Origin of the sequence: Franzmannia qiaohouensis (genome assembly GCF_031451695.1) — a bacterium.
GTDB classification, from domain to species: Bacteria; Pseudomonadota; Gammaproteobacteria; order Pseudomonadales; family Halomonadaceae; genus Franzmannia; species Franzmannia qiaohouensis.
The window spans coordinates 221,772-236,574 of record NZ_JARWAM010000003.1; the positions used below are offsets into that span (position 1 = coordinate 221,772).

Consider the following 14,803-nt stretch of genomic DNA (forward strand, 5'->3'; position numbering starts at 1 on the left):
CTGGCGCCGCCTGGCGCCAGCGGCAAGTCATCCGGCAAGTGCGACGGTGGGTGCGGCCCGCGGTCGCACCGGCCTCTCTGGCCTCGTGTCGGCGGTACAATTCCCTTTCGCCTCCTGTTTCAGCGCCCCGTGCGCGCGGTGATATCGCCATGTCCGAGCGGATTCCCAGCCGAGACGTCACGCCCGACCCGGCAGTCGGCCAGCACCCGCCTGTCAGCGTGCAGCAGAACATGTACGCCAGTCGGCAACATATCTACGTACGCGAGATCAAGGGGCTGTTCCAGCGCCTGCGGCGCAGCGCCAACTGGGTGCTGATGCTGCTGTTCTTCGGCATGCCCTGGCTGACCTGGGGCGGCCGGCCGGCGGTGTGGTTCGACCTGCCGGCGCGGGAGTTTCATATCCTCGGCGGCACCTTCTATCCCCAGGAGTTCATGTTGCTCTCCTGGCTGCTGATCATCTGCGCCTTCGGACTGTTCCTGATCACGGTGTTTGCCGGGCGGGTGTGGTGCGGCTACACCTGCCCGCAGAGTGTCTGGACCTTTCTCTACATCTGGGTCGAGCATCGCCTGGAGGGCACCCGCAACCGCCGCATCAAGCTCGATCGCCAGCCATTCAGCGTCGACAAGGCCTGGCGCAAGACCGCCAAGCACATCGTGTGGCTGATGATTGCGCTGGCCACCGGAGTGACCTTCGTCGGCTACTTCACGCCGATCCGCGAACTGGTGGTGGCGCTGCCCACCCTCGAGGCCCACGGCTGGGCCTATTTCTGGGTCGGCTTCTTCGTGGTCTTCACCTACCTCAATGCCGGCTGGCTGCGCGAGCAGGTGTGCATCTACATGTGCCCCTACGCGCGCTTCCAGTCGGTGATGTTCGACCGCGACACCCTGATCGTCTCCTACGACACCGCCCGCGGTGAGCCGCGCGGTTCGCGCAAGCGCGATGCCGACCCCAAGGCCCAGGGCCTCGGCGACTGTATCGACTGCGAGCTGTGCGTGCAGGTCTGTCCTACCGGCATCGATATCCGCGATGGCCTGCAGTACGAGTGCATCAGCTGTGCCGCCTGCATCGACGCCTGCGATAGCGTGATGGACCGCATGGGCTACCCGCGCGGACTGGTGCGCTACACTACCGAACGGGCCCTCGAGGGAGGCAAGACGCATATCCTGCGCCCGCGCCTGGCCGGCTACCTGGCCGCGCTGCTGGTCATGATGGGCTTGTTCGCCTGGGCGCTGGGCGAGCGCGTGCCGCTGGAGTTCGACCTCGAGCGCGACCGCAACAGCCTCTACCAGCAGACTCGTGACGGCCGCATCAGCAACGTCTATACCCTCAACGTGCGCAACCTCGACGACCGCGAGCATATCTATCGCATTTACGTCGACGGCCCCGAGGGGCTGACCCTGGTCGGCAACGACACCCTGCGCATCGGTGCCAACAGCTCGCGTATTGCGGCCATCGAACTGACCCTCGATCCCGAGCAGATCGACATGCCGAGCAAGACCATTGAGGTTCGCCTGGTATCGCAGAGCGATGCCAGCATCAGCCAGACGCGCGAGTCGCGCTTTATCGGACAGATCAGGAGATAGTCTTGAGCACCACCCCCGTCACCCCCTGGTACAAGCAGTTCTGGCCTTGGCTGCTGCTCGGCCTGCTGTTTACCTCGATCACCGCCAGTTCGACCCTGGCGGTACTGGCGATACGCTCCGCCGACGGCATGGTCCAGGAGGACTACTACGAACACGGCCGAGCGATCAACATGGTGCTGGCCAAGCAGCAGCGTGCTGCCGACCTCGAGCTCGTCGGCGACCTGCGCATCGACGACCAGACCGGCGATATCACCCTCGACCTGGCCGGCGACGACCGTCCCGAGCGCCTGGTCCTGCAGCTGCTGTTTCCGACCCGCGACGACCGCGACCAGACCTTTATCCTCGAGCACGTACGCGACGGCCGCTACATCGGCCAAGCCGAGGAGCGGCTGGTCTACCGCTGGTACCTGCAGCTGCAGCCGGATCACGAGACGCCGGAGTGGCGCCTGAGCGGTGAAGCGACCTTCCCGGTCGACGACGCCGTATCGCTGGCCCCGGGCGGCCCTGGTTAAACCCACCATGAGCGAGACCCTCGCCGTCGAGGCGCCCAGCCACTGCTACCACTGCGGCAGCGAGGTGCCCCCTGGCGCTCCCTGGCAGATCCGCCTCGACGAGCAGCGCCACGCGCTGTGCTGCCCCGGCTGCGAGGCGGTGGCGCATGCCATCGTTGACGGTGGCCTGGCCAGCTACTACCGCTTTCGCACCGAGCTGCCCGAGCGCCCCGACGACCGTCAGGCGGTCAAGGCCGAGACCTGGGCGGTATTCGACGACCCCGGCCTGCAGCAGCAGTTCGTGCACCCCGATGGCGACGGCGTGGCCGCCACCCTGGCGGTGGACGGCATCACCTGTGCCGCCTGCGCCTGGCTGATCGAGCATCGCCTCAACGCCCTCGACGGCATCACCGCCAGCGCGGTCAACCTCAGCCATCATCGTGTGCGGGTCAGCTGGGATCCGGCGCGGGTGTCGCTGTCGCGGATCCTCGCCGAGATGGCCGCCATCGGCTATAGCGCCCAGCCCTATGAGCCCGACGCCGCCCAGGCGCGCCTCCAGCACGAGGAGCGCATGAACGTGCGGCGGTTGATCGTCGCCGCGGTGGGCATGATGCAGGTGATGATGTTCTCGGTGCCGATCTACGTCGCCGAGCCGGGCCAGATCAGCGCCGACTTCTACGCCCTGTTCCACTGGCTCTCCTTCGCCCTGACCACGCCGGTGGTGCTGTTCTCGGCCCAGCCGTTCTTCCGCAATGCGCTGCGCGACCTGCGCACCCGCACCCTGGGCATGGACGTGCCGGTATCTATCGCCATCGGCGGCGCCTACCTGGCCAGCGGCTACGCGGTGATCTTCGACGTCGGCGAGGTCTACTTCGATTCGGTGGCGATGTTCACCTGCTTCCTGCTGTTCGGCCGCTACGTCGAGGCCCGCGCGCGGCGCCGCAGCGGCCACAGCGGCAACGCCATGTCCGGTGCCCTGCCGCTGTCGGCGGTGCGCCTCACCGCGGACGGCGAGGAGCGCATCCTGCCCGCCAGCCAGCTCAGCCCCGGCGACCTGGTGCTGGTCAAGCCCGGCCACAGCGTGCCCGCCGACGGCGTGATCGAAGCCGGCGAGTCGAGCCTCGACGAGTCGATGCTCAGCGGCGAGTACCTGCCGGTCACCCGCGGCATCGGCGACACCGTCACCGGCGGCAGCCAGAACGTCGAGAGCCCGCTCACCGTGCGCGTCACCCACGCCGGCCGCGAGGCGCGGGTGGCGAGCATCGTCGACCTCACCGACCGCGCCTTCACCAGCCGCCCCAAGATCGCCGAAGCCGCGGCGCGCATGGCCCACCTGTTCGTGCTGCGGCTGCTGGTAGTGGTGGTCGGTGTGGCCGCGGTGTGGTGGTTCATCGACCCCTCGCGGGTGCTGTGGGTAACGCTGTCGGTGCTGGTGGTGACTTGCCCCTGCGCGCTGGCACTGGCCACCCCCACCGCGCTCACCGCCGGCCACGGCCAGCTGCGCCGGCGCGGCGTGCTGGTGACCCGCGCCCACGCCATCGAGGGGTTGTCCCAAGCGACCCGGGTGATCTTCGACAAGACCGGCACCCTGACCCGCGGCGAGATGCAGCTGGTCGACACCCGGCCGCTGGGTGAGCAGCGCGACGCCGCCCGGCTGCGCCAGCTGGCCGCCGCCCTGGAGGCCCACTCGGAACACCCCATCGCCCGGGCGTTTCGCCCTCACCGGCTGGCCACGCTGCGCGCCAGCGAGGTAGTCAGCCGCCCCGGACTGGGCCTCGAGGGCGACATCGACGGCCTGCGATATCGCCTCGGCAAGCCGGCCTTCGCCGCCCCCGAGCACGACCTCGAGCCACCCAGCGACGGCCAGTGGCTGCTGCTCGCCGCCGCCGGCGAGCCGCTGGCCTGGTTCGGCCTGCGCGACCACCTGCGCGAAGACGCGGCGGCCACCGTGGAGGGGCTCAAGGCCCAGGGCCTGGCGGTCAGCCTGCTGTCGGGGGACACTCCGGCCTCGGTGTCGGCGCTTGCCGCCCAGCTCGGCATCGACGACTGGCAGGCCGCTGCCAGCCCCGAGGACAAGCTGGCGCGGATCGAGGCCTACCAGGCCGACGGCGAGCAAGTCATCATGGTCGGCGACGGCATCAACGACGTGCCGGTGCTGGCCGGTGCCGACGTCTCGATCGCCATGAACGGCGCCACCGATCTGGCCCGCACCAGCGCCGATGCCGTCTTGCTCAGCCCCCGCCTGGGGCGTATCGTCGAGGCCATCGAGCTGACCCGCGCCACGCGCCGGATCATCCGCCAGAACCTGATCTGGTCGGTGTGCTACAACGCCTCGGCGCTGCCGATTGCCGCGCTGGGCATCGTGCCACCCTGGGTCGCTGCGCTGGGCATGTCGGCGAGTTCACTGGTGGTAGTGGGCAACGCCCTACGCCTGACCCGTATGCAGCCGCGCAGCCCTGCATCGCCCACCCCCTCACCGGAGCCCGCATGACGATTCTCTATCTGCTGATTCCGCTGACGCTGATCCTGCTGGCCCTGGCCGTCTGGGCGTTCTTCTGGGCGGTGCGCAACGATCAGTTCGAGGATCTCGAGGGCCCCGCGCACCGCATCCTGTTCGACGAGGACGAGAACGACCTCACCCCCGAGGAGCGCCAGCGCCGCCGCGACCAGGCCGCCGCCCGAGACGCCTCGCGACAGCAGGACGACCCGCCGCACTGATGGATCCCACCGGCCTCGACCTACCTCCGCTGGCCGCCGCCTTCGTGTTCGGCCTGCTCGGCGGCGCCCACTGCATCGGCATGTGCGGCGGCATCATGAGCGCACTGACCTTCGCCGTACCGCCCAGCATGCGCCACCCGGCGCGCCTCAGCGGCCTGCTGCTGGGCTACAACCTGGGCCGCATCGCCAGCTACATGGTCGCCGGCGCGCTGGTCGCCGGCCTCGGCACCCTGATCGGCGGCCTGGCCGGCGGGGTACGCCTGGTGTTCCAGGGGCTGGCGGCGATCATGCTGATCCTGATGGCGCTGTACATCGCCAACTGGTGGAAGGGCCTGCTCGTGGTCGAGCGGCTTGGCCGACGCCTGTGGCGCCATATCGAGCCCTTCGGCCGTCGCTTGATGCCGGTGGTCAAGATCCCCCAGGCGGTGGCCCTGGGTGCGGTGTGGGGCTGGCTGCCGTGCGGGCTGGTCTACTCGATGCTGGCCTGGAGCCTGACCCTGGCCAGCCCACTGCAGGGTGCAGCGCTGATGGCTGCCTTCGGGCTCGGCACCCTGCCCGCGGTGCTGGCCACCGGCATGGCCGCCCACAGCCTGGCGCGGCTGATCCGCCACCCCGCCACCCGCGCGGTGGCCGCGCTGAGCATCATTGCCTTCGCGCTCTGGCAGCTATGGCGGCTGGTGCCCGGCGCCACCGGCCACTGAGTGATTAAATAACCAGAGCAGCTACCACCGGGTCGGCTCCGCGGCCATAGTGAGGGACGCCGGGGGCAGGTCGAGGCCAGTGGTTGAGCGGGTCTGCGCAGCTAGCTAGCAGCACCGCTCAGGACTGTTCCGGCGGCAGGTCTACGAGGTGGCGCTGTAAACCATCCCTGGGCGCTACCGATGCCATCCATGGCATCGAAACCCCCTCTCCGACCTGCCACCGGCGTCCTTCGCTAAGTGCAGCGCCGATAGCCTGGGTACGAATGCGCGGCAACTTGATCCAACGCAAGATCGTCGCGCCGCGCCGGCGCTAGCATGGGCGCAAGATCCTCGTCAGGAGTGCCCACCATGTCTTACGCCACGCCCATCGCGCCGCCCCAGGCGGCGGCGTCCTCCGCCTGGGACGAGGCGCTGATTCGCCGCTACGACGTCAGCGGGCCGCGCTACACTTCATACCCTACCGCGCTGTCGTTTCACGACGGCGTCGGCGCAGAGGCGTTGACCGATGCGCTGACGCGCAGCAATGCCGGCGGCCGGCCGCTGTCGCTCTACGTGCATGTGCCGTTCTGCCGCAAGATCTGCTTCTACTGCGCCTGCAACAAGATCGCCACCAAGAATACCCGCCTGGCCGAGCCCTACCTGGCCAGGCTAGACCGCGAGATGGTGCTCGCCGCGCGGCATCTGGACACCTCAAGACCGGTCAGCCAACTGCACTGGGGCGGCGGCACCCCAACCTTCCTGACCCTCGACCAGATGGGCGACCTGGTCGACCGTCTGGATAGCCGCTTCGGGCTCAGCAGCGACCCCAAGCGTGACTACGCCATCGAGATCGACCCCCGCGAAGCCAATATGCTGACCCTGCGCCACCTGCAGGCGCTGGGCTTCAACCGCATCAGCCTCGGCGTCCAGGACCTCGACCTGCGGGTCCAGAAGGCCATCAACCGCGTGCAGCCTCGCGTGCTTACCGAGACCCTGGTCGACGAGGCACGGCGACTGGGGTTCCGCTCGCTGAACATGGACCTGATCTACGGCCTGCCCCACCAGACCCGCGACAGCTTCGCCGCGACGCTCGAGCAGGTCATCGACATGGGCCCGGCACGGCTCTCGGTGTTCAACTACGCGCACATGCCACAGCGCTTCGCGCCGCAGCGGCGCATCAGCGAGGCCGACCTGCCCAGCGCCGAGGAGAAGCTCGCCATCCTGCGCACCACCATCGACATGCTCGAGGCCGCCGGCTACGTGCATATCGGCATGGACCACTTCGCGCGCCCCGACGATAGCCTCGCCGTGGCCCAACGCCAGGGCACCCTGCAGCGCAACTTCCAGGGCTACTCGAGCCACGCCGACAGCGACCTGGTGGGCCTCGGGGTCTCGGCGATCTCGCGGGTCGACGACCTCTATGCCCAGAATCCCAGCGACCTGGCCGGCTACGAGGCAGCGCTCGACGCCGGACGCCTGGCGACCCAGCGCGGCGTGCGCCTGAGCCAGGACGACCTGTATCGCCGCTACGCCATCGAGCGCCTGATGTGCGACATGCACCTCGACCTGGCCGAGCTCGGCACCCGCTTCGGCATCGACGCCGAGCGCTACTTTGCCGACAGCCTGCGCCAGTTGGAGGGTGCCGAACGCGACGGCCTGATGATGCGCCGCGGCCTGACCTTGACGGCCACCCCGATCGGCAAGCTGCTGATTCGCCACCTGGCGATGGCCTTCGACGCCCATCTCACGCCTGGCCAGGGGCCGCGCTACTCGAGGATCCTATGAGCTCACCGGAAAGTATTCTTTGCCGTAGCGCCATGATCCACCATACTGAGGGCAACGCCACCACCCAGGAGGAGGTCATGCCAGCCCCCGCCACCGCTCCAAGAAGCGCACGACTGCACGAGACGCGCTGCCAGACCTGCAGCCTGAGCTCACTGTGCCTGCCGCTGGCTCTGGAGCTCTCCGACGTCGACCAGTTCGACGCCATCATCCGCCGTCGCGCGCCACTCAAGAAGGGCGAGACGCTGTTCCGCCAGGGCGAGGCGTTCACCAGCGTGTTTGCGGTGCGCTCGGGCAGCCTCAAGCAGCTGGCCAGCGAGGGCAACGGCGAGGACCAGCTGACCAACTTCTATCTGCCCAGCGAGCTGGTCGGCCTCGACGCCATCGACGACGAGCTGTACCCCGGTACGGTCACTGCCCTCGAGACCACCACGGTGTGCGAGATCCCCTTCGACCGCCTGGACCATCTCTCCGAACAGTTACCGGAGCTGCGCACACAGCTGTTTCGCAGCATGAGCAAGGAGATGCGCGACGACCGCCGCATGATGCGCCTGCTATCGCGCAAGACCGCCGACGAGCGCCTGGCCAGCTTCCTGATCGGGCTGTCGAATCGCTTCCGCCGCCGCGGCTACTCCGCCTACAGTTTCCGGCTGTCGATGTCGCGCGCCGACATCGGCAACTACCTGGGCCTGGCAGTGGAAACCGTCAGCCGCATTCTCGGCCGCTTCCAGCAGCAGCAGCTGGTGTCGGTGGCCGGCCGCGAGGTCAATATCCTCGACCTGTCGGCACTCGAGTCTCTCGCCGAGGGCGACGGCTGCCTCTAGCCATCTCCGACCGCGAAACCGACAGCGCCCCCGCCGAGTGATCGGCGGGGGCGCTGTGCATCTGCATCGCAGAGTCTGCGACTAGGCCTGGCGGGCCAGGTCCAAGGCCTCGATCCGATTGGCCTGGCGCTGGGCCTGCTGGTCCTCGAGCCCGGCGAAATCGAACAGCTCGCGGTCGGCGAGCTGCGACGGCGCCACGTTGGTCACCGCCTTGAACATGGTCTCGAGCCGCCCGGGGTGCTTGGCCTCCCACTCAGCGAGCATCTCCTTGACCACCTGGCGCTGCAGATTGGGCTGCGAGCCGCACAGGTTGCAGGGAATGATCGGGAACGCCATGCGCCGGGCGAACTCGGCGATGTCCGCCTCGCGGCAGTAGGCCAGCGGTCGGATCACGATGTTCTTGCCATCGTCGGCGAGCAGCTTGGGCGGCATCGCCTTGAGGCTGCCGCCGAAGAACATATTGAGAAACAGCGTCTCGAGAATATCCTCGCGGTGGTGGCCCAGCGCCACCTTGGTGGCACCGATCTCTTCGGCGAAGCCGTACAGCGAGCCGCGCCGCAGCCGCGAGCAGAGCGCGCAGGTGGTCTTGCCCTCGGGGGTCTTCTCCTTGACCACCGAGTAGGTGTCGCGCTCGAGGATATGGTAGTCGACGCCAGCGGCGTCGAGATACTCGGGCAATACGTGTTCGGGAAAGCCGGGCTGCTTCTGGTCGAGGTTAACGGCGACCAGCGAGAAGTCCACCGGCGCGCTGCGCTGCAGGCTGCGCAGGATCTCGAGCATGGTGTAGGAGTCCTTGCCACCGGACAGGCAGACCATGACCTTGTCGCCGTCGCGGATCATGCCGTAGTCGATGATCGCGTTGCCCACCTGCCGACGCAGGCGCTTCTGCAGCTTGTTGAACTCACGCTTGTCGCGGGCGTCGCTGACGCCCGCCGCCTGGGGAGGAAGTATCTCGGACATGATCGCAGCATCGGGGCCGGAAATGGTCGGCCATCTTACCATCGCCGCGCAACGACGTCAGTCGCCGCGCATCGCCCCCTTCTCCAGGCGCAGGTACATGAGCGCCGCGGTGACCGCGTCGCCCAGCGCGGTATGACGGCCGATCACCGGCACGTCGAGGGCCTTGGCCACCGCCTCGAAGCGCAGGTTGGGCTCGATCTCGGGATGCGCGCGCCGCAGGTCACGCACGTAGCGCTGCGAGACTTCGATCAGCGAATTGGGCAGGTCGAAGCCGAAGCGCGGGCGCAGGTGGCGGTTGAGTATCGCTATGTCGAAGTCCAGGCACCAGCCCATCAGCGGCCGGTTGCCGATGAAGTCGAGCAGCTTGTCCAGCGCCTCCTCGACGCAGTCGCCACCGGCCAGATCGATGCCGCGCAGGCCGTGGATACGGATCGAGTCGCCGTTGAGGCTGGCCGGACGCTGCAGGCGCAGGTCGAGAGACTCGCTGGTCAGCACCCGGCCGTCGCGTACCTTGACCGCGGCGATCGATACCAGCTCGGCACTGCGGGTATCGAGACCGGTGGTCTCGCAGTCGATGGCCACCATCTCGTTGCCGGTATAAGGGTGAAACAGCCAGCCATACTCGCCTTCGGCATGACGACGTCGGTCGCTGGCTCGGCGCAGGGCGCGCAGCATGTGAACCTCCATGGCTCGGTTATCGTCGTTGTTCAGGCCGAAGCGGAGCCTCAGCTGTATTCCAGATGAAAGCGCTGTGACAGCCGCTGCTTGAAGTCCTTGACCATGTGCAGCGCCTCGCGCAGCAGGTCGCGCTCCAGCGACGAGAGCTGCTGTACCACCACCCGGTTGGCATCCTCGCTGTCGCCGTCACGCTCGAGCTGCTGACGCAGGCGCAGCTCGGTGAACAGCGCCAGCGCCTCGCCCAGATCCTCGGCGAAATTGGCCTCGAGGCGGCCGTCCTCGGCCAGGGCGTCGAGCCGGTCGAGGGTCGAGGTGGCGCGAATGCCGCGCTCCAGCGCCAGGGTGCGAACACCGTGGACGATGGGAAAGATGCCGCCCTTCTTGATATCGATGCCGTGCTGGGGCTTCTTCAGCGAGCCGAACAGCGTCAACGGCGTGGAGAAGCGCAGCGCGGTGCGCGCGAAATAGGAGAGCAGTATCTCGTCGCGACGGCAGCGCTCGAACAGCTCGTCGCGCACCTGCTCGAGCAGTGCGGTCTGACCCGCCACGGCGTGGGCGTCGAGCATGATGGCGAGCTTCATCAGGCTATCGCCGTCGCGGCGTGCGGCCCAGCGCGCGATGCGCTCGCGCCACTCGCTGACGCTACCCACCCAGTCGGGGTTGGAGACCATGATATTGCCCGGGCACGGCGGGTAGCCGAGGCGAATCAGGGTCTCGGTGACCTCGCGCATCTGCGCCTCGCACTCCGGCCAGGCGTGGCCGTCGGCCAGGATCAGCGCATTGTCCTGGTCGGTCTTGAGAATCTGCTCGCCGCGCCCCTCGCTGCCCATCACGATCAGACAGCTGGCGTCGCGATGCACCTCGTCGATGGCGAAGCCCCACGCCTTGGCCATGATGCGGCCATTGAGAGCCGCCAACAGGCCCATGGCGAAGCGCAGCTTGACCCCTTGGGCCATCAGCGCACGCACCAGCTCCGGCGTACGCGCGCTGGCACGGGCCAGCTCGTCGAGGCTATCGGCCTGCTCGACCTGCAGGCTGACCACGTAGCTGCGGCTGGAGAAGAAGCTCAGCACGTCGGTGAGCTCGACCACGCCCACCGGCTTGCCCTCCTCGACTACCACCACTCGTGCCACCTCGTGACGGGTCATGCGCACCAGCGCCTCGAACAGATACTGCTCGGCGCCGGCGGTGACCAGTTCGAAGTGCGCCACCTCGATGGCCGGGCGCTGCTGGTCCAGGCCCTCGATGACCACGGCATTGAGCAGGTCGGTCTTGGTGACCATGCCGAAGCGCTCGCCGTCGCACACCAGCAGGCTATCGGCGTGGCTGGCATTGAGCGTGCTCACCGCATCGAAGATGCTGGTCGCCTGGTCGACCACCAGCGGCTCGCGCATGCATTCGCCGATGCGCGCCAGCATGAAGCCGGCCATGGTCACCCCGCCCTCGGCGCGGCGCTCGGTGAGCAAACGCGCCTTGTGGGTCAGGCTCTGGCGGAAAAACTCGGCAAACGCCGGGTAGTCATCGCACAGCCGCTGGAACAGCGCCTTGGGCAGCAGATAGCAGAGGCTCTCCTGCTCGGCCTGGAAGCGATAGCGGCTCTTGCCATTGAGGATACTGATGGCACCGAACAGGTCGCCGGCGGTGTAGTGGCCGATCCGTGATGCCGCTGCCGGCATGGTCGGGTCGAGCTCAGCTACCTCGCCCTTGTGGATCATGAACACGAATTCACCGGGCTGGCCGGCATCGAGGATCACTTCCTGGGTATCGAAATAGGCCAGGTCGACGCCGCCACGCACCCGTTCACGTCCTGCGTCATCGAGCAGCGTGAACGGCGGCTGGGAAAGATCGACATCGACCATGGTAGCAACCTCGAAAACGCGTAAGACTTTCCGCTCGCATACTTAGGGTTAACCCTGCCTTACTTATATTTTTGATATCTGTAGAATACCAAAGCCAGTCCCCTAGCCGACAGCTAGACTATCGTTCAATGGGGCGTCGCCTTTGGTATAAAGTTCCGCCAAGCGACGCTATACCATCGTCCTATAGTGCCTCGCCCAGCCACCCAAGTTATTTTCGGCATTCAAAATAAGGCTATGATTTAAAAGAAAAAAGAATCTACGAATAAACATCAACAAAAGGCGTGATACCAAAGTCTGGGATTTATTTTTAGGCATCTATTGACCACTATCAGTCATGAATCATGCAGGGCAATCTCACGTAGATGACAGGGTAGACGTTAGTCATATGCTTTTGGATGACGACAAGACCAACGTTCGATAGGTGCGATTGCCTTGCCAGGTCACACCAACTCTCATCACCACACCAACACTTCCAACACACGTGGAGAGCTTCACAATGGCAGATGATAAATCCAATGCCGCCGCATACTGGAAGGCGAACGTGCGCTTGATAACCGGTTGCCTGATCGTCTGGGCGCTGGTGTCATACGGCTTCGCCATTCTACTGCGTCCGCTGCTGTCCGGTATTCCTGTCGGCGGGACCGACCTGGGCTTCTGGTTCGCCCAGCAGGGCTCCATCCTGACCTTCATCGGCATCATCTTCTTCTATGCCTGGCGCATGAATAAGCTCGATGCACAGTTTGGCCTGGGGGAGTAACCAGACATGAGTCAGTTTGCCATCAACCTGCTGTTCGTCGGGGCCTCGTTTGCCCTCTACGTCGGCATCGCGATCTGGGCCCGCGCGGGCTCGACCAAGGATTTCTACGTCGCCGGCGGCGGCGTGCATCCCATCACCAACGGCATGGCTACCGCCGCCGACTGGATGTCGGCGGCCTCGTTCATCTCCATGGCCGGCCTGCTGGCCTCCGGAGGGTACGCCAACTCCAGCTTCCTGATGGGCTGGACCGGCGGCTACGTGATTCTGGCCATGCTGCTGGCCCCCTACTTGCGCAAGTTCGGCAAGTTCACGGTGCCCGACTTCATCGGCGACCGTTTCTACAGCACCCCGGCGCGCATCGTCGCGGTGGTGTGCCTGGTCGTTGCCTCGGTGACCTACGTCATCGGACAGATGACCGGTGCCGGTGTGGCCTTCTCGCGCTTCCTCGAAGTCAGCAACACCTGGGGCATCTGGATCGCTGCCTTCATCGTGTTCCTGTATGCGGTCTTCGGCGGCATGAAGGGCATCACCTACACTCAGGTGGCCCAGTACATCGTGCTGATCATCGCCTACACCATTCCCGCGGTATTCATTGCGCTGCAGCTGACCGGCAACCCGATCCCGATGTTCGGCATGTTCAGCACCCACACCGAATCGGGCCTGCCGCTGCTCGAGAAGCTCAACTCGGTGCTCAATGAGCTCGGCTTCCGCGACTACACCGCCGACGTAGACAACAAGCTCAACATGGTGCTGTTCACCCTGTCGCTGATGGTCGGTACCGCGGGCCTGCCCCACGTCATCATCCGCTTCTTCACCGTACCCAAGGTCGCCGATGCGCGCTGGTCAGCCGGCTGGGCGCTGGTGTTCATTGCCCTACTCTACCTGACCGCACCGGCAGTAGCCTCAATGGCGCGTCTCAACCTGCTGACCACCGTCTATCCGGACGCTGCCGGCCAGGTCGAGAACTACGAGGAGGCGTTGGATAACGCACTGATCTACGAAGAGCGCCCAGAGTGGATCCGGACCTGGGAAGAGACCGGCCTGATCGAGTTCACCGATCTCAACAACGATGGCCGCATCCAGGTCTACAACGACGCCAACCCGGACTTTGCCGAGACCGCCGCCGAACGTGGCTGGGAAGGCAACGAGCTGGAGGTCAACAACGACATCCTGGTACTCGCCAATCCGGAGATCGCCAACCTGCCGGGCTGGGTCATCGGCCTGATCGCCGCTGGCGGTATCGCCGCTGCCCTCTCCACTGCAGCCGGTCTGCTGCTGGCGATTTCCTCGGCGATCAGTCACGACCTGATCAAGAAGACCATCAACCCCAATATCACCGAGAAGGGCGAGATGCTGGCGGCACGCATCTCGATGGCGGGGGCCATCCTGCTGGCGACCTACCTGGGTCTCAACCCGCCGGGCTTCGCCGCGCAGACGGTGGCCCTGGCCTTCGGGATCGCCGGCGCATCACTGTTCCCGGCACTGATGATGGGGATCTTCTCCAAGCGCGTGAACAGCAAGGGCGCCGTGTCCGGCATGCTGGCCGGCCTGGTCGCCACCCTGCTGTACATCTTCACCTACCTGGGCTGGCTGTTCATCCCCGGCACCAACATGCTGCCGAACACCCCGGACAACTGGATTCTGGGTATCTCGCCGCTGTCGTTCGGTGCCGTCGGCGCGATGATCAACTTCGCCGTGGCCTTCGCGGTGTCCAATGCCACCGAGGAGCCTCCCCAGGAGATCCAAGATCTGGTGGAAAGCGTGCGCTATCCGAAAGGTGCTGGTGGTGCCATCGACCACTAAGCCATAATGGCCCCCGGCGCCAGGCGCCGGGGCTCGTTCACCGCAACACGTCGGGCTTCCCCCAGGGAAGCCCGACTGCTTTCAGAAAGGTACCTTATGATATGGCACTTGATTGCAGCCGCCTTTGCCGGCCTCGGCGCCGCCGGTGTCGGGCTGCTGCTGCGCTTTCTCAGCGGCAAGCGCTTGCCGCGCTGGATCATCCCGGCCTGTGCCGGCCTCGGCGTGCTGGGCTATCAGATACATCACGAATACACCTGGTTGAGCCACAAGCAGCATCAGCTCCCCGACTCTACCGAGGTGGTGGCGGTGGAACACGGCGGCGCGTTCTGGCGGCCGTGGACCTACGCCTTCCCCATCGCCAACGCCTTCGAGGTGGTCGACCAGGCCAACATGTCGGTCACCGAGAGCGACGGTGAGCGCCTGGTGGAGTTCATCCGCTACCGCTTCGAGCGCCACCACATGGATCTGGTCAGCCACCAGGCCTACCTGATGAACTGCACCACTCAAGAGCTGGTGCCGCTGACTGGCGAGCCGCGCCGACCGCAGCTCGCAGCGCTGCGCAACCTAACCGACGACGAGCCGCTCTACCGGGCGGTGTGCGAGGCCGGCTGAGCGCCGACGGCGGCCACCACTGCTACCCGCCGCGCCATTGCTCTAGAATGCTCGCA

13 protein-coding genes are annotated in these 14,803 nt (G+C 66.3%); 10 read left to right on the plus strand and 3 right to left on the minus strand.

The window, feature by feature from the left end:
• Window positions 1-149: 149 nt before the first annotated feature.
• The 7 genes from ccoG to fnr all read left to right on the plus strand — a co-directional run bounded on the left by ccoG (window position 150) and on the right by fnr (window position 8,078).
• On the plus strand, window positions 150-1,583 hold the full coding sequence (gene ccoG, locus QC821_RS05260; protein WP_309717969.1) for a cytochrome c oxidase accessory protein CcoG: 1,434 nt from the start codon (window positions 150-152) through the stop codon (window positions 1,581-1,583).
• A 2-nt stretch (window positions 1,584-1,585) separates the two neighbouring features.
• Window positions 1,586-2,095 (plus strand): FixH family protein, encoded by a 510-nt coding sequence (locus QC821_RS05265; RefSeq protein WP_309717971.1) that lies wholly within the window; start codon window positions 1,586-1,588, stop codon window positions 2,093-2,095.
• Window positions 2,096-2,102: 7 nt separating this feature from the next.
• Window positions 2,103-4,565, plus strand: coding sequence for a heavy metal translocating P-type ATPase (locus QC821_RS05270; protein WP_309717973.1), 2,463 nt, complete (start codon window positions 2,103-2,105; stop codon window positions 4,563-4,565).
• Window positions 4,562-4,792: a cbb3-type cytochrome oxidase assembly protein CcoS gene (gene ccoS, locus QC821_RS05275; protein WP_163500790.1), complete on the plus strand. Its 231-nt coding sequence runs from the start codon at window positions 4,562-4,564 to the stop codon at window positions 4,790-4,792. Before QC821_RS05270 ends, ccoS begins: the two co-directional genes overlap by 4 nt.
• Entirely contained in the window at window positions 4,792-5,493 is a 702-nt protein-coding gene (locus tag QC821_RS05280) for a sulfite exporter TauE/SafE family protein (protein WP_309717976.1), read from the plus strand. Before ccoS ends, QC821_RS05280 begins: the two co-directional genes overlap by 1 nt.
• A 348-nt stretch (window positions 5,494-5,841) precedes the next feature.
• On the plus strand, window positions 5,842-7,257 hold the full coding sequence (gene hemN / locus QC821_RS05285; protein WP_309717977.1) for an oxygen-independent coproporphyrinogen III oxidase: 1,416 nt from the start codon (window positions 5,842-5,844) through the stop codon (window positions 7,255-7,257).
• 77 nt (window positions 7,258-7,334) lie between these two features.
• The gene (gene fnr / locus QC821_RS05290) at window positions 7,335-8,078 is read left to right on the plus strand and encodes a fumarate/nitrate reduction transcriptional regulator Fnr (RefSeq protein ID WP_309717979.1); all 744 of its coding nucleotides are present in this window, start codon (window positions 7,335-7,337) and stop codon (window positions 8,076-8,078) included.
• Window positions 8,079-8,159: 81 nt separating this feature from the next.
• Here the strand turns inward: fnr and ttcA are convergent, their stop codons facing one another.
• The 3 genes from ttcA to QC821_RS05305 are packed head-to-tail and all read right to left on the minus strand — an operon-like array spanning window position 8,160 to window position 11,575.
• Window positions 8,160-9,038, minus strand: a complete 879-nt coding sequence (gene ttcA, locus QC821_RS05295; RefSeq protein WP_309717981.1) for a tRNA 2-thiocytidine(32) synthetase TtcA — start codon at window positions 9,036-9,038, stop codon at window positions 8,160-8,162.
• Window positions 9,039-9,095: 57 nt separating this feature from the next.
• Complete coding sequence (locus QC821_RS05300) at window positions 9,096-9,713, minus strand: 3'-5' exonuclease (RefSeq protein WP_309717983.1); 618 nt, start codon at window positions 9,711-9,713, stop codon at window positions 9,096-9,098.
• 50 nt (window positions 9,714-9,763) lie between these two features.
• Window positions 9,764-11,575 carry a putative nucleotidyltransferase substrate binding domain-containing protein gene (locus QC821_RS05305; RefSeq protein WP_309717985.1) on the minus strand — a complete coding sequence of 604 codons (1,812 nt, stop codon included), beginning with the start codon at window positions 11,573-11,575 and terminating at the stop codon, window positions 9,764-9,766.
• Between the two features lie 496 nt (window positions 11,576-12,071).
• Between QC821_RS05305 and QC821_RS05310 the strand changes: the two genes are divergently transcribed.
• The 3 genes from QC821_RS05310 (at window position 12,072) to QC821_RS05320 (ending at window position 14,747) form a co-directional block, all read left to right on the plus strand.
• Window positions 12,072-12,332, plus strand: a complete 261-nt coding sequence (locus tag QC821_RS05310) for a DUF4212 domain-containing protein (RefSeq protein WP_076746483.1) — start codon at window positions 12,072-12,074, stop codon at window positions 12,330-12,332.
• 6 nt (window positions 12,333-12,338) lie between these two features.
• Window positions 12,339-14,135, plus strand: a complete 1,797-nt coding sequence (locus QC821_RS05315) for a sodium:solute symporter family protein (protein ID WP_309717989.1) — start codon at window positions 12,339-12,341, stop codon at window positions 14,133-14,135.
• A 108-nt stretch (window positions 14,136-14,243) separates the two neighbouring features.
• A complete protein-coding gene (locus QC821_RS05320; protein ID WP_309717991.1) occupies window positions 14,244-14,747 on the plus strand; it encodes a hypothetical protein in 504 nt (167 codons plus the stop codon).
• The last annotated feature ends 56 nt before the right edge of the window (window positions 14,748-14,803 follow it).

Coding starts and splice junctions, on each gene's coding strand:
- ccoG (WP_309717969.1), top strand. CDS start 150: ATGTCCGAGCGGATTCCCAGCCGAGACGTCACGCCCGACCCGGCAGTC.
- QC821_RS05270 (WP_309717973.1), top strand. CDS start 2,103: ATGAGCGAGACCCTCGCCGTCGAGGCGCCCAGCCACTGCTACCACTGC.
- ccoS (WP_163500790.1), top strand. CDS start 4,562: ATGACGATTCTCTATCTGCTGATTCCGCTGACGCTGATCCTGCTGGCC.
- QC821_RS05280 (WP_309717976.1), top strand. CDS start 4,792: ATGGATCCCACCGGCCTCGACCTACCTCCGCTGGCCGCCGCCTTCGTG.
- hemN (WP_309717977.1), top strand. CDS start 5,842: ATGTCTTACGCCACGCCCATCGCGCCGCCCCAGGCGGCGGCGTCCTCC.
- fnr (WP_309717979.1), top strand. CDS start 7,335: ATGCCAGCCCCCGCCACCGCTCCAAGAAGCGCACGACTGCACGAGACG.
- ttcA (WP_309717981.1), bottom strand. CDS start 9,038: ATGTCCGAGATACTTCCTCCCCAGGCGGCGGGCGTCAGCGACGCCCGC.
- QC821_RS05300 (WP_309717983.1), bottom strand. CDS start 9,713: ATGCTGCGCGCCCTGCGCCGAGCCAGCGACCGACGTCGTCATGCCGAA.
- QC821_RS05305 (WP_309717985.1), bottom strand. CDS start 11,575: ATGGTCGATGTCGATCTTTCCCAGCCGCCGTTCACGCTGCTCGATGAC.
- QC821_RS05310 (WP_076746483.1), top strand. CDS start 12,072: ATGGCAGATGATAAATCCAATGCCGCCGCATACTGGAAGGCGAACGTG.
- QC821_RS05315 (WP_309717989.1), top strand. CDS start 12,339: ATGAGTCAGTTTGCCATCAACCTGCTGTTCGTCGGGGCCTCGTTTGCC.